20 protein-coding genes and 1 pseudogene are annotated in these 25,597 nt (G+C 34.9%); 9 read left to right on the top strand and 12 right to left on the bottom strand.

The features are described from left to right. Positions 1 to 81 precede the first annotated feature (81 nt). Together STA7437_RS02685 and STA7437_RS02680 are read left to right on the top strand one after the other, a co-directional pair. Positions 82 to 1,206, top strand: coding sequence for an ATP-dependent 6-phosphofructokinase (locus STA7437_RS02685; RefSeq protein WP_015191828.1), 1,125 nt, complete (start codon positions 82 to 84; stop codon positions 1,204 to 1,206). Positions 1,207 to 1,297: 91 nt separating this feature from the next. After that, on the top strand, positions 1,298 to 2,401 hold the full coding sequence (locus STA7437_RS02680; protein ID WP_015191827.1) for a hypothetical protein: 1,104 nt from the start codon (positions 1,298 to 1,300) through the stop codon (positions 2,399 to 2,401). 100 nt (positions 2,402 to 2,501) lie between these two features. Here STA7437_RS02680 and STA7437_RS02675 read toward each other — a convergent pair whose 3' ends face one another. Continuing rightward, positions 2,502 to 3,278, bottom strand: coding sequence for an ABC transporter ATP-binding protein (locus tag STA7437_RS02675; RefSeq protein WP_015191826.1), 777 nt, complete (start codon positions 3,276 to 3,278; stop codon positions 2,502 to 2,504). A gap of 305 nt (positions 3,279 to 3,583) precedes the next feature. Here STA7437_RS02675 and STA7437_RS02670 point away from each other — a divergent pair, with 305 nt between their 5' ends. Then, positions 3,584 to 6,112 (top strand): sigma 54-interacting transcriptional regulator, encoded by a 2,529-nt coding sequence (locus STA7437_RS02670; RefSeq protein WP_015191825.1) that lies wholly within the window; start codon positions 3,584 to 3,586, stop codon positions 6,110 to 6,112. Here STA7437_RS02670 and STA7437_RS25775 read toward each other — a convergent pair. Then, on the bottom strand, positions 6,028 to 6,363 hold the full coding sequence (locus tag STA7437_RS25775) for a hypothetical protein (protein WP_216087085.1): 336 nt from the start codon (positions 6,361 to 6,363) through the stop codon (positions 6,028 to 6,030). The genes STA7437_RS02670 and STA7437_RS25775 overlap by 85 nt on opposite strands. Before the next feature lie 220 nt (positions 6,364 to 6,583). On the opposite strand from STA7437_RS25775, the gene STA7437_RS02665 reads away from it, so the two are divergent. Next, the gene (locus tag STA7437_RS02665) at positions 6,584 to 7,195 is read left to right on the top strand and encodes a Uma2 family endonuclease (RefSeq protein ID WP_015191824.1); all 612 of its coding nucleotides are present in this window, start codon (positions 6,584 to 6,586) and stop codon (positions 7,193 to 7,195) included. Between the two features lie 346 nt (positions 7,196 to 7,541). Here STA7437_RS02665 and galE read toward each other — a convergent pair whose 3' ends face one another. The 7 genes and pseudogenes from galE to STA7437_RS26800 all read right to left on the bottom strand — a co-directional run. Next, positions 7,542 to 8,606 carry a UDP-glucose 4-epimerase GalE gene (galE, locus tag STA7437_RS02660; protein WP_015191823.1) on the bottom strand — a complete coding sequence of 355 codons (1,065 nt, stop codon included), beginning with the start codon at positions 8,604 to 8,606 and terminating at the stop codon, positions 7,542 to 7,544. A 343-nt stretch (positions 8,607 to 8,949) separates the two neighbouring features. Further along, positions 8,950 to 11,265, bottom strand: a complete 2,316-nt coding sequence (locus tag STA7437_RS24630) for a carbohydrate-binding protein (protein WP_171815439.1) — start codon at positions 11,263 to 11,265, stop codon at positions 8,950 to 8,952. A 659-nt stretch (positions 11,266 to 11,924) separates the two neighbouring features. Next, a complete protein-coding gene (locus tag STA7437_RS02650; RefSeq protein WP_015191821.1) occupies positions 11,925 to 12,842 on the bottom strand; it encodes a DUF6492 family protein in 918 nt (305 codons plus the stop codon). Between the two features lie 370 nt (positions 12,843 to 13,212). Then, positions 13,213 to 14,103: a glycosyltransferase family 2 protein gene (locus tag STA7437_RS02645; protein WP_015191820.1), complete on the bottom strand. Its 891-nt coding sequence runs from the start codon at positions 14,101 to 14,103 to the stop codon at positions 13,213 to 13,215. Positions 14,104 to 14,754: 651 nt separating this feature from the next. Beyond that, positions 14,755 to 15,177, bottom strand: a complete 423-nt coding sequence (locus STA7437_RS24625) for a hypothetical protein (RefSeq protein WP_015191819.1) — start codon at positions 15,175 to 15,177, stop codon at positions 14,755 to 14,757. Positions 15,178 to 15,304: 127 nt separating this feature from the next. Continuing rightward, entirely contained in the window at positions 15,305 to 16,219 is a 915-nt protein-coding gene (locus STA7437_RS02635) for an alpha/beta fold hydrolase (RefSeq protein WP_015191817.1), read from the bottom strand. A 170-nt stretch (positions 16,220 to 16,389) separates the two neighbouring features. Continuing rightward, positions 16,390 to 16,704: pseudogene (locus STA7437_RS26800) on the bottom strand (chromate transporter); the annotation flags it as partial. A gap of 488 nt (positions 16,705 to 17,192) precedes the next feature. Between STA7437_RS26800 and STA7437_RS02625 the strand changes: the two are divergent. The 4 genes from STA7437_RS02625 to STA7437_RS02610 all read left to right on the top strand — a co-directional run bounded on the left by STA7437_RS02625 (position 17,193) and on the right by STA7437_RS02610 (position 21,253). Next, positions 17,193 to 18,686, top strand: a complete 1,494-nt coding sequence (locus STA7437_RS02625; protein WP_015191816.1) for a site-2 protease family protein — start codon at positions 17,193 to 17,195, stop codon at positions 18,684 to 18,686. A gap of 210 nt (positions 18,687 to 18,896) precedes the next feature. Continuing rightward, a complete protein-coding gene (locus STA7437_RS02620) occupies positions 18,897 to 20,018 on the top strand; it encodes a succinylglutamate desuccinylase/aspartoacylase family protein (RefSeq protein ID WP_015191815.1) in 1,122 nt (373 codons plus the stop codon). A 30-nt stretch (positions 20,019 to 20,048) separates the two neighbouring features. Further along, positions 20,049 to 20,978, top strand: a complete 930-nt coding sequence (gene era / locus STA7437_RS02615; protein WP_015191814.1) for a GTPase Era — start codon at positions 20,049 to 20,051, stop codon at positions 20,976 to 20,978. Between the two features lie 14 nt (positions 20,979 to 20,992). Then, entirely contained in the window at positions 20,993 to 21,253 is a 261-nt protein-coding gene (locus STA7437_RS02610; RefSeq protein WP_015191813.1) for a MoaD/ThiS family protein, read from the top strand. Between the two features lie 42 nt (positions 21,254 to 21,295). On the opposite strand, the gene STA7437_RS02605 is transcribed toward STA7437_RS02610, so the two are convergent. Together STA7437_RS02605 and tnpA are read right to left on the bottom strand one after the other, a co-directional pair. After that, the gene (locus STA7437_RS02605; protein WP_015191812.1) at positions 21,296 to 21,964 is read right to left on the bottom strand and encodes a PD-(D/E)XK nuclease family protein; all 669 of its coding nucleotides are present in this window, start codon (positions 21,962 to 21,964) and stop codon (positions 21,296 to 21,298) included. A 256-nt stretch (positions 21,965 to 22,220) separates the two neighbouring features. Beyond that, positions 22,221 to 22,622: an IS200/IS605 family transposase gene (gene tnpA / locus STA7437_RS02600; RefSeq protein WP_015191811.1), complete on the bottom strand. Its 402-nt coding sequence runs from the start codon at positions 22,620 to 22,622 to the stop codon at positions 22,221 to 22,223. Positions 22,623 to 22,673: 51 nt separating this feature from the next. Between tnpA and STA7437_RS02595 the strand changes: the two genes are divergently transcribed. After that, positions 22,674 to 23,858, top strand: a complete 1,185-nt coding sequence (locus STA7437_RS02595; RefSeq protein ID WP_015191810.1) for an RNA-guided endonuclease InsQ/TnpB family protein — start codon at positions 22,674 to 22,676, stop codon at positions 23,856 to 23,858. Positions 23,859 to 23,962: 104 nt separating this feature from the next. Here the strand turns inward: STA7437_RS02595 and glcD are convergent, their stop codons facing one another. Next, positions 23,963 to 25,444, bottom strand: coding sequence for a glycolate oxidase subunit GlcD (gene glcD / locus STA7437_RS02590; protein ID WP_015191809.1), 1,482 nt, complete (start codon positions 25,442 to 25,444; stop codon positions 23,963 to 23,965). Positions 25,445 to 25,597: the final 153 nt, after the last annotated feature.

Genomic DNA, 25,597 nt, shown 5'->3' with positions numbered 1-25,597 from the left:
ACAGTATTAGAATAATCAGTCAAAATGCCTGTAAGTTCGTTGTTTTAGCATTGATTGAGGAACAAGAGAGAAACAGATAAGATGGAAAACGCCGAAAAGACTTCATATCAAAAAATTTCACCCAAAAAGCTTCATAAACGTATTGGGATTCTTACGAGTGGTGGAGATTGTGCAGGTTTAAATGCTGTAATTCGGGCAGTAACTCGTTGTGCTATTAATGTTTATGATTGGGAAGTTTTCGGGATTTGTAAAGCAACGCTTGGTTTGATGAGTCGTCCTCCCCAAGTAATGCAGCTAACAGTCAATCAAGTAGATTCAATTTTAACAATGGGCGGTACTATCTTAGGTACTACTAATAAAGGTAATCCGTTTGCTTATCCAATGGCGAATGGTGAGATAATAGACCGCTCTGAAGAAATTATTGAAGGCTATCATCTGCTTGGGTTGGATGCTTTGATTGGAGTTGGAGGAGATGGTAGTTTAGCGATCTTACGCAAGTTAGCTCAACAAGGGGGAATGAATTTTGTTGGTATTCCCAAAACTATTGATAATGATGTCGATCTTACCGAACGTTCGATTGGTTTTGATACGGCAGTTAATATTGCTACTGAAGCAATAGATCGTTTGCAATTTACTGCTGCTAGTCACAGTCGAGTAATGATTGTTGAAGTCATGGGTAGAGATGCTGGGCATATCGCTCTGAATGCAGGTATTGCTGGAGGCGCACATATTATTATGATTCCTGAAATACCCTATCGCTTAGAAAATATTTGTAATTATATTAAAAAAAGACAGGAACAAGGACAAGATTATTCAATTGTGGTAGTTTCCGAAGCAGTTTGTACTGAAGCTGGTGAAACGATCGCTCGTATGCAACAATTTGGACAATGTCTTCTTGGTGGGATTGGGCAGTATATTGCGGATCGTATTAGCAAGGAAAGTGGTGCAGAAACTAGAGTAACAGTTTTAGGACATACTCAACGAGGCGGTATTTCTTCACCTTTGGATCGAATTTTAGCTTCTGCGTTTGGTGTGGCAGCCGTAGATTTAATTGCTCATGAAAAATATGATTATATGGTTACTTGGCAAAATCGACAGGTGATCAGTGTTCCGATTCTAGATGCGATCGCAAGGTATCGAGCAGTCGATCCTCAAGATACATTAGTTAAAACAGCGAGAGGATTGGGTATTTGTTTGGGAGACTGATAATCAGTGACCAGTTACCAGTTTTTACTTTCTGCCTTTTGCCTATCCTGTACAATAATATGTCGGCTGTTGAAATTGAAATAATTAATTCATGGAAGAAATAACCCTACCAACTTCTGAAGTTACCTCCCTCAAAGATGAAAATAGTTCTAGATCTCAGGAAGAAATTGTAGCTGCCCTTAAAACACCAGTAGATTTCAATTTTCAATTACCCGATCCTGAAGATGAACAAATCCAAGAATTTGAATTTCAACAGCAAGTAGACAGTATTTGGGAAGTATGCGATCGCTTTGATCTACAAACGGATATCTGGCGCGGTCGAATTTTACGTACTGTTAGAGATCGAGAGAAAAAGGGTGGTGATGGTAGAGGTTCGGGTTTTCTTAATTGGTTAAAAAATCGCGAAATTACTAAATCTCAAGCTTATGCTTTGATTCAACTGGCTAATAGTGCGGATACCTTACTTGCAGAAGGGCAACTCGATCCTAATAGTATTAATAATTTTAGTAAACGAGCTTTTATTGAAACTGCTAAAGCTGAACCAGAAGTACAACAATTGGTAAGTGAAGCAGCCCAAAGAGGCGATCGCATTACCAGAAAAGAAGTTAAACAACTTGCTGATGAATGGACAGCGATGAGTTCAGATTTACTACCAGAAGAAGTTAAAGATAAAGCAGCCGAAGGTGCATTACCGCCTCGTCATTTAGCACCTTTAGTAAAGGAGTTGGAAAAGTTACCAGATTCCCATTTGGAAGAAATTCAAAAAGAAATTGCTGCTAGTCCCGATATCGATACGGTTAAGTTAATGACTACGGAGGCGCGTAATTTAGCTAAATATCTCGATGCAGCAGCCCAGGTACAAACCCTTAGAGATGCCACCATTGATATGGAAATGGCATTAGAAGAGGCTTTGCGAATTGATTGTTTGAATACCGCAGCCGATCTAGTTAAACAAGCTACTACCTTAGAACAAACTGTGGCTAGACTTTATACTACCTGGAAAAAGTTAGGTAGTGTAGCTGATCGCTTATACGTAGAAACAGGGGCTTCTAATCCCCATTTGCGATCGCTTTTAACTTGTTTAGAAACTCTCACTAACGAAACGATTGAAGTTCATCTAGATGAAGATGGCGATCGCTTAGTACGTTTAAAAATACTGGAGGAAACCTCATCTGGACTTGATTCAAATGCTTAAGCAGTGTTTCGTCAATTAATTAACGATGAGTAAACTTTTTCTCCGCGTTCCCGTATCTCCCTATCTTGTTGTCTCTCTGTCAAACTTAACCACTAATAGTTTACTCTCCTAAATAAGCTTCCAAAACATCAGGATTGGTTTGAATCTCTTCTGGTGTACCATCAGCTAAATTAGTTCCTTCGGCTAATACCCAAACATGGTTACACAAAGACATAATCACATCCATATTGTGTTCAATAATCAGAAAAGTAATTCCTTGACGATTCCAATTAATAATATGTTCACAGATTTGATTAATTAAAGTAGGATTGACTCCTGCTGCTGGTTCATCAAGTAAAATCAGTTTAGGATTAGTCATGAGTGTCCGTGCCATTTCCAGGAGTTTTCGTTGTCCTCCAGATAATGCGCCAGCATAATCATAAGCTTTTTCAATCAAACCAACCGATTCTAAAATTCCTAAAGCTTTTTGCTTATTTTCCCGTTCTTCTTGTCTGACTTGTGATTGATTTAACCAGACTTGAAAAAAATTTTCGCCTGTTTGTTTGGGAGTAGCAAGTAACATATTTTCGAGTACAGTAAGTTTAGAGAGTACTCTTGCTACTTGAAAAGTACGAATAAATCCTCGTTGGGCAATTTCGTGAGGTTGCAAATGATCGATAGGTTGATGATCGAAAATAACTTGACCGCGATCGGGACGAATAAAGTTGGATAATAAATTAAATAAAGTAGTTTTTCCTGCACCATTAGGCCCGATTAAACCTGTGATACTTCCTTGATTAACTTTAATTTCGGCATTACTTACTGCTTTGATACCACCGAAGTTTTTATTGAGTCCAGTTGCTGATAGTAAATAGTCTGATTGTACCTGTTGTGTCATTTTATTTTAATCGTTCAAGCGTAAATCAATAATTTTAGATAATTTAAATCTAATTTATAGCGTTTTTTATAGGTCTATGATAATAGTTCAAAATTCAAAAGGCAAAATTTTCTGTATCCTTAATTAACAATCAACCATTAACTATCGACAAAAAACCCAAGTATTAAAATATCTGTCGATAACTACTAAAAGTTTTATTTACTATTAGCAAAAAAGATAGCAGCTAAGATAATTAAAAACAATAAAGCTAGAGGAACTAAAAAATTAATTGGTTCAATCATTAAATAAATAGTAGAGTAAATTAAATGAGTTTTCCCGATCTAGTAACTTTTTTAAAAGAAAGAACTGCTTTAGCTGTTTTACCAGATGATATTCTGGAAAATCTTGTTCCCAAACTACAAGAGCAAACAATTCCTGAGCAAGAAACTGTCATTGAAGAAGATACCACACCAACAGGATTATACATCTTGCGATCGGGACATTTAGAAAGTTTTAGTAAAATTCAAAATAAAACTATTAGTTTATTACCAGGTACAGTTCTTAATTTATACGCTTTACTATTAAATCGTAATGCTCAATATACGGTAAAAACCCTCAATGAAAGTCAATTTTGGTTTATTCCTACAAAAGAAATCCAGGAATTAATTAATAATTATCCCGAAATTACTAAAGCTTTTTCTCAACAACTAGCAGAAGAAGTTGATAAATTATCATCCCAATTAAACTTTGAACAAGAAAGACAACTAATTTTAAGACCATATTTAGTTAATAAAGCTAAACGAGGAGTAATTGGTAAAAGTCGTTATGCAGTTCGATTGCGATCGCAATTAAAACAAGCCTCTTCTTCTAAAGATTCAGTTCTAATTTTTGGTGAACCAGGATTAGAAAAAGATAATTTAGCAGCTTTAATTCATTTTGGTTCTAATGCTCGTCGTGAGCCAATTATTAAAGTAGATTGTTCAAAAATACAGGCTAGTGGAGCAGAGTTATTTGGCAGAGTTGGAGGTAAACCCGGATTAATTGAGGCTCTAGGACAAGGGACTTTAATTTTTAATAATATCCAACAACTTCCTCAAGAATTATTACCAAGTATTATTGAGTTAGTTAAAACTAATAAATATACTTTGGTTAATCGTCCAGGAGAAAATTTAGTTGAAGAAAAAGTGTGTTTAGCTCGAATTATTATTGTCTCAGAAAAAAATATTCCTGCCTTAAATTCTGTTGTTAAAAACTTTATCAAAGTTCCGCCTTTAAGAGTCAGAAAAGAAGATATCTCTGAACAAGTAAAATATTATATTAATCTAATTAGTCGCAATAAATGTCTTACTAAACCTAAAACTACTCCTGAAGCTTTAAGAAAATTACAAACCTATGACTTTCCTAATAATTTACGTGAATTAGAAAGTATAGTTGAACGAGCTTTAATTCAATTACAAGGTTGTACAGATATTACCGAAGAAATTGTTTGGCAATCTCAAAGTAAGAAAAAACAATATCGTCTCAATCTTTTAAATAAATATCCTGATTTACGTCATTTTCTTCGCAGTGATTGGTATCCTGAGCGCCTTAATTATGGCTTTACTTTTGGCTTTTTTGCTTTCATTGTTTTAATTTTATTTATTGCTCCACAAAATCGACAAGAAAATTTTGCTCTTAATATGTTTTGGGCTTGGTGGTGGCCTTTGGTTTTAATTGGTTTTCCTTTTGTCGGCAGATTATGGTGTGCAGTTTGTCCCTTTATGATTTATGGAGAAATAACTCAAAAACTATCTTTATGGCTATTTCCTAGGCAACTAAAAAAATGGCCCAGACATTCAGCAGAACAATGGGGTGGTTGGTTTTTATTCGGTTTTTTTGCTTTAATTTTGTTATGGGAAGAATTATGGAATTTAGAAAATACTGCCTATCTTTCTGCTTGTTTACTGTTATTAATCACTGCGGGCGCAATGATATTTTCAGCAATTTTTGAACGCAGATTTTGGTGTCGTTATTTATGTCCTATTGGTGGAATGAATGGGATGTTTGCTAAACTTTCTATGACCGAATTAAGAGCGCAACAGGGAATTTGTTCGGCAGAATGTACTACTTACCAATGTTATAAAGGTGGCCCTCAAAAAGGAGAAGGAATGGCAACTGATGGTTGTCCTTTATATTCTCATCCTGCTCAATTAGAAGACAATCGAGATTGTGTTTTATGTATGACTTGTCTCAAAGCTTGTCCTCATCGTTCGGTAGAATTTAATTTACGTCCACCAGGAATAGAATTATGGACTACTCACATAGCTCATAGTTATGAAGTTGCTTTATTATTTTTACTTTTAAATGTAATATTTTTACATCGTTTACCCGAAATAGAAAGTTATTTAGGATGGAATTTGCATCTAGAAAAATTTGCTAATCATGCGATTATTTCTGTTGCTGTTTTGAGTTTACCTGTGCTTTTACCTTTACTTGCTCATGGTTTAATTCGTTTATTAACTAAAGTCAAAGGCAAAACTAAATCGTTACAATTTGTTCAAATAGCTTACGGTTATTTACCCTTAGTTTTAGCAGGAAATGTAGCTCATTATTTACGTTTAGGTTTGGGTGAAGGAGGCAAAATTATACCCGTTGCTTTTGCTACCTTTGGTTTAAATGGTAATAGTTTACCTGTCGTAATTGCTCATCCTGCGGTAATTGCTTTTTTACAAGGAGTCAGTTTAATTTTTGGTGTATTGTTCTCAATTCTTTTAACCCAAAAAATTGCTCGTCAACCATTACAATTACTATTACCACAACATCTAGTTACCATAACTTTAGCGATCGCAATGTGGCAAATCATTGTCGGAACATAATTCATTAGTTTAGATACATGAGAGAACATCCAAGGTCTTCCTTGATTATCCCTTTGAGATTTAGGTTTAGCTGGTTCTAGTTTTCCTTTAATTAACCGAAGTTCAGAACTAGAACGTCCAATGGCAGCAAGACTACCAGAATTTAAATTTATATTAGGTGGTGAAAAAATCCGCTGCAAAATTTCATTACAGCTAGGACAAAGCATTGGTAGTTCCCCTTGTGCGATCGCACAAAAAAGCTTCAAATTCACCACAATTTGAGCAAAAATATGTTTTGGTAATCGGATTTCGTATCAGATATTTCTCCTCTTTTAGGTTGGCAAAATATCTTTATCAAAGATTTCTGTCGGTAAGCGATCGCGGTAAGATGGAAATACCTTTATTCTTGGTAAGAACGGCAATTTTAAGATCTAAAGATAATATACTAAAAGTAAAATTTTAATCCAGAAGATTTTATTGGAGCAAAGTAACTTGACTCAGTTAAAGTTTGTAGATTTTATTGAACGAGACAATTTACAGCAAAAAGACAAATTATTTATTTGTTCTAATACTTCTTGGGATGATTATGAGGCAATTTTACAACAAAAAGCTAACTCTTCAGCATACAGAATTTCTTTTTTCAATGGGGTTCTCAAAATAATGTCCCCCAGTCGCAATCATGAAATCATTAAAGATTTTATTTATTTACTTATAGTTGCTTATTGCGATGCGATTGAATTGGATTATTATCCTCTAGGTTCAACAACACTCAAACAAAAAGATAAATCTGTAGGTAAAGAACCAGATACTAGTTTTTGTTTTAATAATTTGAAACAAATTCCTGACTTAGCTGTAGAAATAATTTTTAGTAGTGGCAGTATCGAAGATTTAGAAAAATATCAAAGTTTAGGTGTTAAAGAAGTTTGGTTTTGGATTAATAATCGGCTAGAAATTTACGTACTTGTCGATGATAGCTATCAAAAACAGAACAACAGCGATAACTTAGCTGACTTAGATGTGAAGTTATTAAATAAATATGTTAGTCAGGTATTAACTGGTAATCCAAGAATACTAAAAAAAGCTTTTTTACAGGAAATTAGTTAAATCGTTTCTATAGATAAACCAATCAATACCATCTTTTTGTTCTTAATCTATTGAGATTCCAAGGCAAATCGTATTCAATAGTAGCAGTAAAATGTTTTTGGAGATTGATCCCTTCACTCAAACAGTCAATAGCTACCATGACACGCTGGAGATAATCTTTTAATTTATTATACGAGCCTTTGTAGTAATCGCTTTGCGCTAGCCAAATTACTGGCAGTATTAGCTTGATCCACTATTACTAAATCGGGACAATAAATCAAAAATAAGCTCAACGGCGATCGCATTTATTGATTTTGCCTGAGTACTAACCATCGAAGAGTTACGAGCTTGTTTGAAGCTCGTTTAATTAAGTGCCAGTATTATAAATTGGCTTAGAAACTAAAGACAATTTTGTAACTTGCTCACTTCTAGGTAGACTATGACGTTGTTGATGCCAAGACCAAGCATGAGCAATCATTGTTTCTAATTGTGAATATTGAGGTTGCCAACCCAATAAAGCTCTTGCTTTTTCACTACTGCCTACTAAAATGGGTGGATCTCCTGGACGGCGATCGCATTCGACAACAGTAATAGTCTTGCCAGTAACTTGCCGAGCAACTTTGATGACTTCTTTAACCGAAAAACCATTGCCATTACCCAAATTAAATATTTCACTGCGGTCTTGTTTCAAAAGATATTCCAATCCTAAAACATGAGCATCAGCTAGATCACTGACATGAATATAATCGCGAATACAAGAACCATCTGGGGTAGAATAATCAGTGCCAAAAACAGAAATTGATTCTCTAACACCCAAAGCAGTAAGCAGTACTAAAGGAATCAAATGAGTCTCAGGATAATGGTCTTCACCTAATAAACCGTTGGGATGCGCTCCAGCAGCATTAAAATAGCGAAAAATAACTGATTTTAAACCATAAGCTACCTCAAAATCTGCCAGCATTTTTTCCACCACCAATTTACTAGTGCCATAGGGATTGATTGGTACTTGAGGATGATCTTCAGGAATTGGTACGATGCTAGGAACTCCATAAGTTGCACAAGTAGAAGAAAAAACAATTTTTTTGACTGAGGCAAGAGTCATTGCTCGCAGCAAATTTAAAGTTCCAGTAACATTATTCCAATAGTATTTAGCTGGGTTAACTACCGATTCGCCTACATAAGCAAAAGCAGCGAAATGCATCACTGCATCAATTTGATAACTATTAAAAATATCAGCTAAAAGATTGCTATCGTTAAGATCTCCAACAATTAATTTTGCCTGCAAACGCTGTTCTACAAAATCTCGATGACCAGTCACAAGACTATCTAAAACAATGACGTTATAACCAGCTTGTTGTAAAGATTCAACTGCGTGAGAGCCAATATAACCGGCTCCTCCAGTTACTAGAATAGTGGGTTTAGTTGCAAACACAAGTTTTACTCTCGATATTATGACTAACTTATTTTTAGATAAAAATTCATATTTAAATGATTATACCTAAGTCAATCAATTTCGGTAGTAAAAAATCAGTAATTTTACTTAAATATTATCTTGGAGATAATTTTATATTAATTTGCTTTTTGTTTGTTACAGATCGTGGGTAGAGTTTGGTACTGTTAAGTCCGTACTAAATTTATTGGTAGCAGAAATTTAGCAATTTGATCTTTGTTAACAGCAAATTTTTGTCAAAAAAAACTGCCCAAAAGGCAGCAAACATATCAAGCAGGTAACGATTAATAAATAAAATTTTAGCTGGCAAAGAAATTCAGTTTACTTATGAATTTTGAATTGCTCCCAAATCAATAGAGCCATCTCTTGCAGTACCAAAATAATCTTCTGCGATCCCAAAATTACTAAGTCCTTTACCAAGAAAAGGAGAATTATTTTGCAATCCAAATCCTGAAATATTGTCTAAATTAGGAGCAATCAATACAGGATTATTCGTAATCACATCGTTTGCACCAGTCGCTGCACCTGGATTTCCACCAACCCAACCATTATTTGACCAATTAATGCCCGATGATCCTTCAAACGAGAGTAACTTATCGTCAGGTTCTTGAATAAAAATATTGTTAGCAAAGGTGGTATTTTGATGACCAGTATCCTTTGAAATAAACAGTAGAGTATTATCTGCATGATAAAAAGTATTATTGGCAATAAGCGAATCTCTTAATCCTCCACCTTGATCGTAACTACCGTAGAAAAACCCATAAGCATTATCAGCAATAATATTGTTAACGATTTTAAATCCTCCTTCTTGATTAGAAAGATTAAAGTAAAAATCGTATTTTTCATTGGCAACTTGAATTCCTGAAGCTGCTCTACCAACCACATGAAAACGAGTATCGCCAGTATTGTAGATCAGATTTTTTTCGGCTATTACATCAGAAGTATTATCAAGATAGAGATTAACACTGACATTATCTGATATTTGATTATTGGCAATGTAGCTTCCTTTGGTAAGTACGCTAATAATACCTTCCCCATAATTTTTACGGACAATATTATTAACAAAGGTACTATTACTTGCGCCCATCGTAACCAATGCACCTGGATGTCCAGCAGGAGCATCATATTGACTGACGAGATCATTATATTCAACCAAATTGCCATCAAAGACTATACCAGTACTAGTAGTTAAGTCTTGATAACCAAACCAAGCACCAGAATGTTGATTATGATGCAGATAATTATTGATCAGTCTAACGTGCGATGCTCCCCAACCACTAATACCATGACGCTTAGAATTTGTAACTTCCAAATTTTTGAAATCAAGATATTTGCCAGTAATGCCAACTATATCTTTGACTGAGATGTGATCAGATATATAAGAGCCATCAAGAATTGCAGTTTCTCCAGGGGCTGACATAAAAGTGATACGGGCTTCCTCCGTTCCTTGGGCTGAGAGCCATTGAGGTGTAGTATATTTATATTCTCCTCCTCTTAAATAAATTACGTCTCCCGGTTTAGCAATACTAGAGACTTTTTCTAAGCTAAAAAAGGGATTTTCCAATGAGCCATCATTAGAGTCGTTACCGTAGGGAGCAAGATAATAAGTAGCTCCTTCGAGAGAGGGAGGATTTTCTACTGGTAGTGGTGGATTTTCTATCGGTGTTGGCGGATTTTCTACTGGTTGTGGCAGATTATCTATTGGTTTTGGCGGATTATTTGCCTGATGAGGCGAGACGTATTCAAAATCTATGTAGTTAATATTAAACCCAGAACTAACGGCATCTAACCGAAGTTGATGACTACCTTCAGTTAAATAAATTTCTTTTCCAGCCACATCTTGCCAAGATTGCCATCCATTAGTATCTTGAAAGTTAATTTGATCAATACTTTTACCATCAAGAGAAAATTTAATCCCGTGGTCAATATTATAGTCAGAAGCAATCCGAGTTACTAATTTATAAACACCACTTTCTGGAACTTCTAAATCGTAGGTTAACCATTCTCCTGAGTCAATCCAACCGACATTATAACCACCACCAGCATCGCTAGTTTTTTCAAGATCAACGTCATCTTGACGATATGCTTGACCAATATTTCCTGAAGTTAAATCAGAAAAAGTCTGATAATCTTCCGCCTCTATTCTAATATCTTTATTGCCTTCTGTTGCGGGTGAAGTAACAGGAATTAGTTCAAGATAGTTGATATTAAATAAAGAACTATACATATCTAACCGCAGTTTGTGATTCCCAGCAGTTAAGTTAATTTTTTTCCCTCGCACATTTTGCCATGATTGCCATCCACCAGTACTATTGAAATTGAGACGGTCTAATTCTTTTCCATTAACAGAAATGCCAAAATTGTGATTGTCATCCTTTGGTGAAGCAACACGAGCAACTATTTCATAGGTACCATCAACAGGAACTTGTAAATCGTAGGTTAGCCATTCTCCTGAGTCAATCCAACCAACATTGTAACCACCACCAGCATCAGTAGTTTTTTCAAGATCTACCCAATCTTGACGATAGGCTTGACCGTAGTTACCAATAGATGAATCATAATAAGTAATACCTTGATTACCAGATAAATAATCTTCGGCTTCTATACGAATAGATTGATTTAATTGAGTAGATTTATTCATTGGTTGAAACAATAATAACGACACAATCAAACCAAGAAAAAAATATAAAGAAATAGATAAACTTTTTTTCTTTTTCCAGACCATATCAAACTCAATTAAAGTAAACTGTAGCTAATTGGTTTTATCTAAGATTTGTGTAATTAAATCTGATTTTTAATTTTAGACTATTTAGTAAATATATTAGTCTTAGACTTGAGATTAGCATTTAGTTTTAATTGAGGTTTTACTCTAACTTCTAGAAAAAATACCAGTGTCAAAACTTTTTTGACGTAGCGGTTGATAATTCGATATCAATATAACAATTACTATTTTTGTTGGCTGCCATTCAAATATAATTGATGATGCTAGTTCGATAAAGTTGTAGTTAATTTAAGCTAATTACACTTGAGTAATTGGTGTTTAACTTTTCATGGCATTGCTATTTGTGGGAACTTATCTATTTCTTTACAAATTCTTGATTTACACTTCTATTTTGTAAAATTTTGATAAATATTAATGTGATGAAATCATAAAAAAACTAGTGATTATTATCACAATCAAATTTTCTTCAAATTCGAGTAAAAATTAGCTCAATTTAAGAGGTAAGTAACAAAAGTAATTTTAAGAAGTTTAGAATCTTTGTAAATACTTCTTTCCGAGCTTTATATTGAAATTAACTATTAAGTTGTTGTTAAGCTAAAATTTTTTTCAATTATAGGCTGATAAGACTGGGGAGATATTTTTGCTTTAGCCGAGATCATAATAGCTATTTGTTCTGGTTTAATTTGTTGAATAAAGTTTTCTAACTGAGATTCCGATAAAAAAACCGGCTCCCAGTAATCATGACTAATAATTTGAGAATCGTAATAATGTTCCGATTGTTCTTTCAAAATACGATCTACAAAAATCCCATATAAAGTATATTCAGAACAGTGCCAAGAATTAGCTAAAATTTCTACCCAGCTTTTGCTCCATATTTGTTCAAGATAATTGCATAATTGAATTGCGTGAGATTTTTTCCAAGTCACAATTTGACCGATGTAATCAGGAATTTTATCGTCTACATCTGGAAGAGCAAGTAAACGACTTGCTGCTTTGTGCCATTTATATTGGATGTTTTTCTGTACTTCATTCCCAACAGTTTCGCGAAACAGCCTTACTTGATTATTTTTAATAAAATTGTTTAAATTGAAAGGACGGACAAAAACTACGTCTGAATCTACAAAGACAGATATTTCTTCTTTAATTTGTTGCGCTACTGCTATTTTAATTATTTGTTGAATTAACCAGCCTCTAACTGGAAGGGTTTTAAAACTGAGCCATAAGTTTTTGTGAGTGGGTAACCGTTTAATCCACCAAGGTAAAATTGATTCTTTAGTAATTACTTGTCGATTTGCTGTTTCTAATTGGCGAAATAATAATAAATCTTTTTGATCAACAATAATATAATGATTGACGCTAGGGCTGAGGAATTTATCAATGCTATGACACAAAAGTTGGCATCTTTGAAAGTCAGGTGCATAACTAGGTGTTATGATACCAAAGCTATTTATCTTTGATTTTGATGTAGTCAAAGTTGTTTCCTGGTAATAGTTCACAGTTAAGTTCCTTATTTTACTCATACACTATTAGCTATTGGCTTAATTTGGGTTTATTACACTAACTGACAATGAGTCTGCCTTTGTTTTCGGTGTCAAGAACGAACAAATCTTTTTTTGTTAAATTTAAAGATTAGAAGAGTGATATTCCTGCAAAGAATTAGTTAAAAAAATAAAAGTAAATATGTATAATAATGTTGTTTTTCTTGTTTCCATATTGCGTTTAGTCAAAGCAGACTCCAAACTTAAGATAAACTCAAACTAAACTGGGTTGACAAAGTTCTGGAGTTTCCTTAAAACAAGACCGTTATGAGACCTACTTTGACCTTTGGTTGACCATTTGAATCAACTAAAAAACAAACTGAGATAACTATGAATGCTTAGAAATAAGTTTGTCTTGGAACTGATTATCTTTAGTAAAAGGTAATCTTATACCTCTCCGCATTGCCCAGTCTAACAGAAGTTTGAAGCAAGCAATTTTTTCCGAAAGTGGTAGAGGTAATTGAAAAATTGAATCAAAATACTTTTGAAATTTAACCACGGAAGTTAGGAAGGTTGGAGTTTTAGCTTCGGGATCAAACCATTTCAGTCGAGAAGCATCATCTAGTAATTCAGCAGTGAAAGCTTGAGGATGATGACGGCGTAAAAAGAGGTATTCGTCAACGTAACCAACATCTCCTTGAAGAACCATTTCTGCGGTAAAGTTGCGGTCGGCACCGACATAACTACCATATAAATTGGTATTTTTGATCAGTTGGGTACGCATTACACCAAATACTTCATTAAAATAATTTGTCCAAAGTATACTCCAAAATCTTGTTCTGGGAAGAACACCATTAAGTCGGAGTTCGTAGTCGTAGGTTTTTAGTTGTTTGCCATTAGCGTCTATTTCAACAGATAAGCTATGGGCGATCGCGAGATAGGGATTTTGATCTAGCAATGCAATACACTTTTCTAGATAATCTGGTTTTAACACATCATCGTGGGCTGCCCATTTAAAATAGGGTGCGTCTCCTGGCTGAAATAAAAAATTGTGATTACTAGAAGCACCAATATTTTTAGGATGTCTGTAATAAGTAATACGGGAATCTTGTTGAGCGTATTTTTGACAAATTACTGGTGTGGCATCAGTTGAAGCATTATCACCAATTAAAAGCTTAAAATCGGAAAAAGTTTGATTTAAAATAGATTCGATTGCTTGGCTAAGATATTTTTCACCGTTATACACAGCTAAAGCAATAACTAAACGAGGATTAGACATAGTTCAATAGATTAAAAATAAGTTAAATAACTGAAAACTAAGAAAATCATCTGAAGCAAGACAATAAAGTTTTAAACCTCCACTAACTTACAGCGCAATATTTTTAGCTTTTGTTTCTGCTTTAGTTTCAAGAAAAAATTGAAGTCAAGTATAATCACTGATTTAAAAATCTAAGCAAAATAGGAAAATACTTAAATAAAAGTCTAATACCATCTTTTTAGGCGGTTAATATCGAATATCAAGGTAACTTAAGTAATATTTAGCTTATTATCAGGCAATTAAGCTAATTCTGTATATAAAGTTATGAACAAAATTTTTGCTGGAGTGTAAAAAAACTATAAAGTTTTTGTCTTTTACTATGTCGTGCCAAATTAATTAGATGGTAAGTATAGGGAACATCCAATGGGGAATAGGTAAAAGGAGATCAAAAGCGTACAAATAATTTTGGTATTTATTTATTTCTACATCAGAGACGGAAAAAGTTCAGTGAAGGTAACTAGTTTGATTTTTTTTGAAAACAAAGCCTTTGGTAATTAGCGATCGCAAGTCTCTGATTTCTGTTTGGGGGTTGATTACAGAGTAATAGCGACCTAAACTACCTGTCAAGAAAAATTGATTATAAATCTGAAAATATTTGGTAGATTGGGTTAATTATTTGGCTAATTTAACTAAATTGCCTGAACTATTAGTGTGGTATACCCATTTGCTTTCACCATCAGTAACGATTACTTGCCATCCAGGTGTAAGAACTTGAGTACAAAACTGGTTCGGTTCAGACAAATCTAAACAACCATCGGACCAAGTACGTTTCTCAGCTTCAGCGATCCGAAAAGTAGCTACATTTTTACTGGTTCGCTTACTAATATCTTCCAAGACAGCATTTTGAATTTCAAGTGGTAAAGTAGTTGGCTCGGAAATATTTTCTTTGACTGGTTGTTCTGTTTGTAAACTAGGTGCAGGAACTAAACTAGGTAATGAATTAGCTTCAGCAATTGTCCAATGATTATTAGTCTGAGCGAACGCAATTACGATCAGAACTAATAAGATTTTGGCTAAGAATAAAAATTTATTCATGATTAACTAAACTACGGTAGATTTTTTTTGAAATCGTTCAAACAACAACCATCTTGATTGAGGACTAAGATGTAGAAAACAGCAAATAAATAACTCATTGCTTGAGCTAAAGCGATCGCTCTTAAGATCATAATTTAGTTAAAGTTGTTTTTTCTTCAAGCATTGGTAAGAATTTACGAATTAGTCCAATTGTGACGGCAGGAAGTTCTAGTTGCGGAGTAAAACCAACATCATCCAACTGATAAAAGAACCGAATTGCTTGAGGATTCATCTCAGCTAAACGACGACCTACTTCTGGTCCTGTGTATTCAGATTTTTGTCCCCAAATTAAAGCAGTTGGAATAGTGAGTTGAGTAATATATTTAGTTAAATCAAAACAAAGATCGCCACGAACAAAGGAAAGGGCTGCATATTCTCCGTTAGGTTGTTGAGCAGATTGTAAATAAGCTTCTACTATTTCAGGATAAATTCGTTCTGAACGAGCAAACTGACGTTGTTCTAAAAAACTGCGAATGCCAAAACTGGTAGATACACCAGTACTATAAAGTAATCTATCGATTAAAGGTGTAGCAGCTATCTTGGTAAAAAAGTTGTCTTGATAATTTTTGCCAAATTCAGATAATCCTGCTGCGGTAGTAAGAATTAAAGATTTAAATAGTTCTGGACGAGCGATCGCAGCACGAATAGTAAAGGCAGCAGTCAAAGCTGAAGCGATTACTGTAGTTGGCTGATCGCAAGTTTTTTCCATGAACTCGATTATAGTTTTGACATAATCATCAACCCGATAATTACGTTCTGGATGTTCGGATCTACCCCAACCAATCATGTCTGGTGCCAGAATACGATAATCAGCAGCAAAAGCTGGATATACTTTTGACCATTCATAAGCAGAAGAACCACCACCTAAACCGTGTAAAAAGACTAAAGTTTTTTGCTGAAAATTTTTCGTCTCATGCCAAGGATTACTTTCATTAGTGTAGTAAACCATCGTCCCAAGACTGGTTGAGATTGAGTTTTGATTAAAGCCAACTGGTATAAACATTAGTTTTTTCCTATTTTATTTTGGTGTTTGTGGATGCTAATTGCTCATACTAAATAATAATTTTTTGATAAGAGTAAAAAAACAATTAGCAATTGCTTACTTATGATCTAAACTAAGTTGCAAGGATCAAACATCTTACTAATAGTGGAGAAAACATATCTTTTGATTTTTTAGTTTATCAATTTCAATAGATGTGAGAAAAGCCCGATTGCTCCTCCTGCTACTACTAACCAGGCTGAATTGATAGTGAAACGGAAAAGTGCGATCGCACTCAAAATTGCTAAAATAATAGTTAACCAATCTACCAATGCTGTTTGTCCCAGTGTGTAGGCGACTCCTACCATTAATCCTAAAGAAGCTGCATTCACACCATCTAAAAATCCACTTACCCAAGCAGATTGACGTAATTTAGAAACTCAGGGGTTAACTACCCAAACTAGCACAAAAGCAGGCAAAAAAATGCCAATTGTACCAGCGATCGCTCCCAGTATTTTCATAATTGAATCTTTACTTTTATTATCAACTGTTGGTAGCGCGATCGCGTTCTCTTTAAAAGAATCTTGTTCGTCGTTCAAAAAATTAGTACCACAATTAAACCAATCTTAACCTACGTAAATTGATTGGCATCATCATCATATTTGTTTATACTGCCATAGAGATGCTCTTTTTTGGTTACATTACACAAGATTTACTTGAGTAAGTTAGGTTATTGTGTGCGCAAGGAACGAAGGAACTTTGTCAATTAGTAAGTTGTGCCAAGATGATTGGATTGAGATTAAAAATAATATCTGTGGGGATTCAATCTAGATAATATGATAAAAAAACAGAAGGCAAGGTAATAGAGATTAGTTTAGTGGTCGTCAGTTGTTTGTCATTGAAGTGAGTGGGCAAAACAAACCAAAAACAAAACCTCAATTAACTCTAACCGATCCTCATAAGAGAAAATCTCATAACAACTAATTAATATTTATCAATGTTTAATGGTTCGGAATCGATAGCAACATTTTTAATTGTCCTAGCTGCTTTTGCCATATTAGCTTGGGGTTACAACCGTTCAAGAGCTTATGGCAAGCTGGGAATTTTAGCTTGGTTGCAGTCGGTAGTACTAATGACTCCTTGGCTGCTATTTTTCGGCTTATTTGCAGTAGGTATTTATTTAAATTTAGTGGCAATTTTACTGCTGTTAGTAGTTTCCATTGCCGTATACATTTGGTTAGGAAAACAACTTCGGGCTGAGGGACAAGATGTTATTTTAAAACAAAAAGCTGCTCAACGTATTGAAGCAGAAACAGTCTCTCAACAACAGTCAAGCAACACTGATAATCAAACTCTTGCAGTAGAAGTAGTACCAATTCCTGAAGAAGATTTGGCAAAAATCAAAGGAATTTTTGGGATTGATACTTTTTTTGCCACCGAAACAATTTCTTATCAAGATGGAGCAATTTTTAAAGGCAATCTTAGGGGTGAAGCAGATTTAGTTCACACTAGTTTAACGAATAAACTTAAACAACAATTAGGAGATAAATATCGCCTCTTTTTGGTTGAAAGTCCAGAAGAAAAACCCGTAATAGTTATTTTACCGAGTACAAACGATCCCCAGCCTACTACCTTGGCACAAAAAAATTTAGCTTTAGTTTTATTACTAGCTACAATTGTTACAAGCTTGGAAGCTGCTGGTTTATTACTTGGCTTTGATTTATTTAGTAATTTTAATAGATATCAAGAAGCTATCCCTTTAAGTTTAGGATTGTGGACTATTTTGGCTGTTCATGAAATTGGTCATCGAATTCTAGCAAAACGTTATGATATTCGTCTAAGTGTTCCTTTCTTTCTTCCTACTTGGCAAATTGGTTCTTTTGGTGCAATTACTCGTTTTGAATCTTTATTACCTAGCCGTACTGCTTTATTTGATATTGCCTTTGCTGGACCCGCAGCAGGAGGTTTAATATCTTTATTATTATTAGTAATTGGTTTAGTTTTATCCCATCCAGGAAGTATGTTTCAAATTCCTACTGTATTTTTTCAAGGATCAATTTTGGTAGGAGCTTTAGCTAAAGTAGTTTTAGGTTCAACTTTGCAAACAAATATAGTTGATGTTAATCCATTAGTTTTAATTGGTTGGTTAGGTTTAGTTATCACTTCTTTGAATTTATTGCCCGCAGGACAATTGGATGGAGGCAGAATAGTTCATGCTATTTATGGACGCAAAACTGCGAGACGAGCTACGATTGCTACCTTAATTCTTTTAGGTATCGTAGCTTTATTTAATCCTAGTAATCCTATTCCTTTGTATTGGGCAATTTTAATTTTGTTTCTTCAAAGAGAATTAGAACGTCCAACGATGAATGAATTATCTGAACCAGATGATGCTAGGGCTGCTTGGGGTTTACTAGCTTTATTTTTAATGTTAGCTACTTTAATTCCTTTAAGTCCAAGTTTAGCAGGTCGATTAGGAATTGGGGGGTGAATTCAGTGAGCAGTTATCAGTTATCAGTTACCAAAGATTAAGTAACAAGTAGCAATTAACTATCAGCTATAGCGTTGCTTAAATTGATGAGGTACAACTAATACCTGCCTTCTGCCCTCTGCCCCCTGCCTCAAAACGACTAACTTTGTACCTCACCAAGATGAAAACTGCTATATGAATAATCAACCATTAACTATCAACCAATGACTAATGACTCCAATTATTTCTAATGTTGAATTATGTAAACTTGCGTCTGGGGATTTTGTATCCCTTCAAGTTTATAAATTTATTGGTGAAAAACGAGGAAAAAAGGTTTATATTCAAGCTAATCTTCATGGCTCAGAAATAGTTGGTAACGCAGTAATTCACCAATTAATTGAATACTTATCAACTTTAGAACCCAATCAAATTACAGGAGAAATATGGTTAGTTCCTGTTTGTAATCCTTTGGGAATTAATCAACGCCATCATGTTTTTTCTACAGGAAGATTTAGTAGCTACGATGGCAAAAACTGGAATCGTATTTTTTGGGATTATGAAAAAGAATGTTTAGATTTGTCTGAATTTGCGCGGTCGCAATTAAATAAAAAACCAGAAATAATTAGAAAAAATTATCTTGAAAAAATCTATCTTGCTTGGCAACAACAATTAGAAAAAATTAATCAACCTAGTAGTATTCCTCTTGCTGAACAATATCGTTATCGACTTCAATCTTTGTGTTTGGATGCTGATTATGTAATTGATATTCATAGTTCTAGTAATCAAGGAATTGATTATTTATTTTGCTTTCAAGGCAGCGAAGAAAGTGCTAAATATTTTTTATTTGAATATGGAATTTTGATGACTGAATATGAGGGAGAGGCTTTTGATGAGGCATTTTTAAAACCTTGGTTGGCTTTAGAAAAAGAATTAGCTAACTTAGGAAAAGTAATTAAATTTGATTTAGAATCCTGGACTTTAGAATTAGGTACAGGAATGCAAATTAATCCCCTATCAGTAGTAAAAGGAGTTAAAGGAATTAAAAATTATTTAGCTTATAAAAATGTCTTATCAGCAAAAGACGAACTTCAAACAGAATCAATTAAACTAGTTAATAAAAATAAACTTATAAGCTACCATGCCCCTACGGGCGGTATGATTCAAAATAGAGTTGCATTGGGAACAAAAGTACGAACAGGGGAAAGACTTTATCAACTTCTTAGTTTTAATAAACATCAAAAATTACCAGAAGTAATTAATGTTTATGCAGAAACAGATGGTTTAATTTTCGATCTTTCCACTAATCAAAGTGTCAATCAAGGTGAATATGTTCTCGATCTTTTAAATGATTAATTTCTGACAACTAGCTATTAAAATTTAGCCATGAGCAATGAATTAGTTACTATCCCGATTGCACCAGAAGGATTTAAATCAGGATTTATCGGCATTATTGGTAGACCAAATGTAGGTAAATCAACTTTAATGAACAAATTAGTTGGACAAAAAATAGCTATTACTTCTCCTGTTGCTCAAACTACTCGTAACCGTTTGCGTGGGATTTTAACTACTTCTGAAGCACAAATTATTTTTGTTGATACTCCAGGAATTCATAAACCGCATCACGAACTTGGCAAGATTTTAGTTCAAAATGCTCAAGCAGCAATTAATACTGTTGATTTAATTTTGTTTGTAGTTGATAGTTCTATGCCAGCAGGAGGAGGAGATAAATTTATCGTTCAATTGTTACAAAATACTTCTCTTCCAGTGATTGTAGGACTAAATAAAATTGATTTGCCAACTGATGATTCTCAGTTAATTGATGATAGTTACGCCAAATTAATCGAAGCAACCAACTGGCAAACTATTAAATTTTCTGCTACTACCAGTCAAGGAATAGAACAGTTACAACAACTTCTGATTGAAAATTTACCCACAGGCCCTTATTATTATCCTCCCGATTTAGTTACCGACCAACCAGAACGTTTTATTATGGCAGAATTAATTCGAGAGCAAATTCTGTTACTCACTCGTCAAGAAGTACCTCATTCAGTTGCCATTACAATTGAACGGATGGAAGAAACTCCCAAAATAACTAAAGTTTATGCTGCTATTAATGTTGAGCGAGATTCTCAAAAAGGAATAATTATTGGCAAAAAAGGTAGTATGCTCAAAGAAATAGGTATTCAAGCTCGTCGGCAAATTCAAAAATTAATTGCTGGAGATGTTTATCTGGAATTATTTGTCAAAGTCGAACCAAAATGGCGACAATCCAGATTTCATTTGGCAGAGTTTGGTTATCGTGTAGAGGAATAATGTGTTTTTTTTGAATGAGAGAATCTTCAATTCAAATAACCGTAAAGCTATTTGCTGCTTATCAAGAAGTCTATGGAGTACCAGAACTTCAATTAAGTTTTCCAATCAATACTTCTGTGCAAGAAGTTTTAGATTTTATGGTACAGGAAAAACCTCAATTAGAACAATGGCGAACAATTACTCGCTTTGGAGTGAATCTGCAATTTGTTGAAGAAAATACTATCTTACATAATGGTGATGAAGTAGTATTTATTCCGCCTGTAAGTGGTGGGTGATTTCAGTTATCAGTTATCAGTTACCAGTGAAAAATTAAACAATTAATTATCAACAATTTTATCGGAGTAAAGTTGTTGCCAAAGAGCTAATCTTTGTAAAAATTGCTCCCAATACACTTGCAAATTATCTAGATTTAAAGTAAAAATTTGGGCTGGTTCTTCGGGTAGTGCAACTGCAATAATTCCTTGATTAATTTTCACCTGATATAAATTGTTAATAGCAGCAAGATAAGCTACAACTTGTAAAAAATAATCACCAATCCATTCAGTTTTTTTAGGACGAGACGCAGTTTTCCAATCAAATACACAAAGTTCTCCTTGCCATTCTCCTAAACAATCAAAATAACCTGCATATTGATGCTTAGAGTGGTAAGTAAAAGATTCAATGAGATGAACTTGTTCTATTTGGTTTAAAACAGGCTCAATTGAATGCCAATAAGGATTATCATTAATTTCTGGTGGGATTTCTTGTCGATTGAGAAAAGATTTTATGCCTGAGTGCAAAGAAATACCCCGATTACAAGCATCTATAGTAATTTTTTGAGCTTGTGCTTTGCCAATTTTGTTACGCCATCGCTGTAAAGCTTGTTTATCTTTTTGGGGTTTAGTAGCAGATAAAATACTGGTAACTGAAGGATAAATCAAATTATCAATACAAAAATATTTTTTACGATTAATCGTTTGATAAGTTGGTTGATAAGGAATAAACATTTAATTTTTTTTTCGTTAAAGAGCAAATCAAATAGATAAACCCATGAATCTTATTTTTATTATGGTTATAATTTCTCTTTTTCGGATGTAGAAATGTGCGTTAATTTAGCTTTCCATTCTTTCAGTGAAGCTATTTGTTTGTAATTAGTGCCATAGAACGGACACAAATGATGAGTATAAGAACTAATAGGCGTTTGATAATTATAAGAGCGATCGCCTGATTTATCGAAAATTTTGGGTTTAAAACCCCGTGCTTCTAGCAGGGCTTTTCTTGCTTTTGAATGTATTTCTTTAAGACTTCAAGAGGTGCGCCGCCTACGGTTGAAGTGAAGTAGCTTGGACTCCACAGAGCGTCCTTTCCGTAAGGCTTTTTAAACCCTGCTTGACCATAGCGACGACTAGAGACTCCTTTTAAAGCATTAACCATCTGCGATACAGACAACTTTGGAGGAAACTCAATGAGCGCATGGATATGGTCAGATTCTCCATTAAATTCCAGAATTTTGAAATTCATCTTTCGCGCAACTTCCGCAAAAGATTTCTCAATTACGCTCAGGCTTTCAGCCGTTAGAATCGACCTACGGTATTTAATTACACAGACCAAGTGAATCTTAAGGTCAGATACGCTGTGTCTTTCCTGGCGAAGTTGAGTTGTCATTTTTAACAGACCAATGTATAATCGAATCACAGACCAATCTTATTATAAGCGATGAAAGCTCGATATCAATACAGATTTTACCCAACCATCCAACAACAGGTGAGTTTAGCTCAACTGTTTGGCTGTGTTCGAGTTGTCTGGAATGATGCCTTAGCTTTCTGCAAGGAGTCGGAAAAGCTGCCAGGGTATAACAAGCTTGCTGCCAGGTTGACTCAAACCAAAAGACTCGAAACAAGAGAATGGTTAAGGGAGGTTTCTTCTGTCCCATTGCAGCAATCCTTAAGACAATTAGACACTGCCTACAAGAACTTTTTCGAGTCCAGAAATGGAAAGAGAAAAGGCAGCAAAGTAGGCTCACCTAAATTTAAGAAGAAAGTGAGTCGCCAGTCAGCAACCTTTGCCAATACGGCTTTTAAGGTTTCTGATGGTGAAGTCTATTTAGCTAAGATTGGTAATTTAAAGCCAGTTTGGTCTAGAGAACTTCCCTCACATCCAAGTTCTGTAACTGTGATTAAAGATTGTGCTGGACGCTATTTTCTAAGCTTTGTAGTTGAGGTTGTACCTAATCAAGTTGAGGCTAAAAATCAAAGTATTGGAATTGATTTGGGTATCAAAACGTTTGCTGTGATGAGCAATGGCTTTAAGGCAACAAGCCCCGACTACTCGAAACAGAATCGTAAAGTTCGCAAACTACAGAAGAAGTTAGCACGCCAACAAAAGGACTCTAAACGGAGAAATAAGACTCGTCTTCAAATTGCCAAACTGCATAATCGGATTGTCGAGACTCGGAAAGATTTTCTACATAAACTATCGACTAAAACAGTTAACGACAACCAAGTGATTGTTTTGGAAGATTTAAATGTGTCAGGAATGGTTAAGAATCGTCGATTAGCCAGAGCGATTAGTTTGCAAGGCTGGCGAGAGTTTAGAAATTTGTGTGAAGCTAAGTCGGAAAAGTCTGGTCGGACATTTCAAACGATTGATAGATGGCAACCGACTAGCCAAGTTTGCTGTGACTGTGGTTTCAGGTGGGGGAAGATCGATCTTTCAGTACGTTTTGTAGTCTGTTTGAGTTGCGGTATAGAGCAAGACAGAGACGAAAATGCAGCAAAAAATATAGAAATGGTCGGGATAGGGCATTGCCACGACCTTAAACGGACGCAGAGAGACTGTAGGACCAGTTCGCTGGCAGGACTCGATGAAGTGTCAAGAATCACTGTGGCTTCAGCCCAGTGAGTATGTCAAAGAACCCAAATACATTAATAACAAAAAGGTAAGACTTACGCACGTTAGCACTTCCTAGTGAAGAGAAAATCCCCCACTAAAGTTGGCGGGAGTCGTTAAAACAATTCTGCATCTTTAATTGGTTTAATCATCCCTGCATTAGCAACTTCGCCACAGGTACGGGGTGTAGGAAACATTTTACCTGGATTAGCTAAACCTTTATGATTAAAGGCATTGCGTACATATCCCATTGTTTCCAAATCAGTTTCATTGAACATATAAGGCATATAACAATTTTTATCTGAACCAATACCGTGTTCACCGGAAAGACTTCCTCCTGCTTCCACACAGAGTTTAAGAATTTCTCCTCCTAATTTCTCAACTTCTTCAAACTCACCTGGGACAGAATTATCGTAAAGAATTAAAGGATGTAAATTACCATCACCTGCATGGAAAACATTAGCAATACGATACCCAGATTCTTCACTAAGACGATTAATTTCTTTTAGTACCGAAACTAATTTAGTACGGGGAATTACACCATCTTGGACAAAGTAATTAACACTAATATGTCCTGCTGCTGCGAAGGCTGCTTTTCTGCCTTTCCACAATTTTAAACGGGTTTCGGCATCGTTAGCCGAGGTAAGATTGCGAGAATTATTTTGCCGACAAATTTCTGCTATGCGTTTTTTACCTTCTGCAACTTCTACTTCCAAACCATCCAATTCTACTAACAAAATAGCTTCGGCATCGCGAGGATAACATCCAGTTGCCACCACATCTTCTACGGCATTGATACTAAGATTATCCATAATTTCCATGCCCGCAGGAATAATCCCTGCACTGATAATCCCTGCCACGGCTGCACCAGCATCTTCAATGCTTGGAAAATCGGCTAAAACTACACAAATCGATTCAGGAGTTTTAAGAATACGTAGTGTTACTTCTGTAGCGATACCTAGCGTACCTTCCGAACCCACAAATAAACCAGTTAAATCATAGCCTGGCATTTCAGGAATTGTACCACCGACATCAATAACCGAACCGTCAGGAATAACTAATTTTAAACCGATTACGTGGTTGGTAGTGACACCATATTTAAGACAGTGAACTCCACCAGAATTTTCCGCTACATTCCCACCAATCGAACAGATAATTTGACTAGAAGGATCGGGGGCATAATAAAAACCTGCACCACTAACAGCTTGAGTTACCCAATTATTAATAATGCCTGGTTGTACGGTGATACGATGATTTTCAAGATCAATATCTAAAATTTGTTTCATCCTAGCCGTAACAATTAAAACGCAATCTTCTACAGGTAAAGCACCACCAGATAAACCCGTACCTGCACCTCTAGCCACCCAAGGAATATCATTGTCATGGCAGATTTTTACTGCTGCTGCTACTTGTTCGGTAGTGCGAGGTAGTACGACTAAAGCAGGGCGTTGACGGTAACTAGCTAACCCATCACATTCGTAGGTAAGTAATTCTTCTTTGCGACGCACAACCCCATCTTTACCAATCGCAGCTTCTAATTGGTTAATAATCGGTTGCCATTTGTTATCTGTCGGTTTAAAGAGATTGCGAAGCATCATTGCTAGTTAATTAATATCTAGGTTATTTTTATTATCCCTTTTATAGCAACCGAACGATAAACCATAACGCCCTTTAATTTCTCTGTATCAATGTAAAATTTCCTAAATCATTTAGGCATCTTAAAAATATTGGCTGAGTTGATTAACTGCTTA

The organism is Stanieria cyanosphaera PCC 7437, assembly GCF_000317575.1.
GTDB lineage: Bacteria > Cyanobacteriota > Cyanobacteriia > Cyanobacteriales > Xenococcaceae > Stanieria > Stanieria cyanosphaera.
This window is presented reverse-complemented; position numbering and strand designations above follow the sequence as displayed.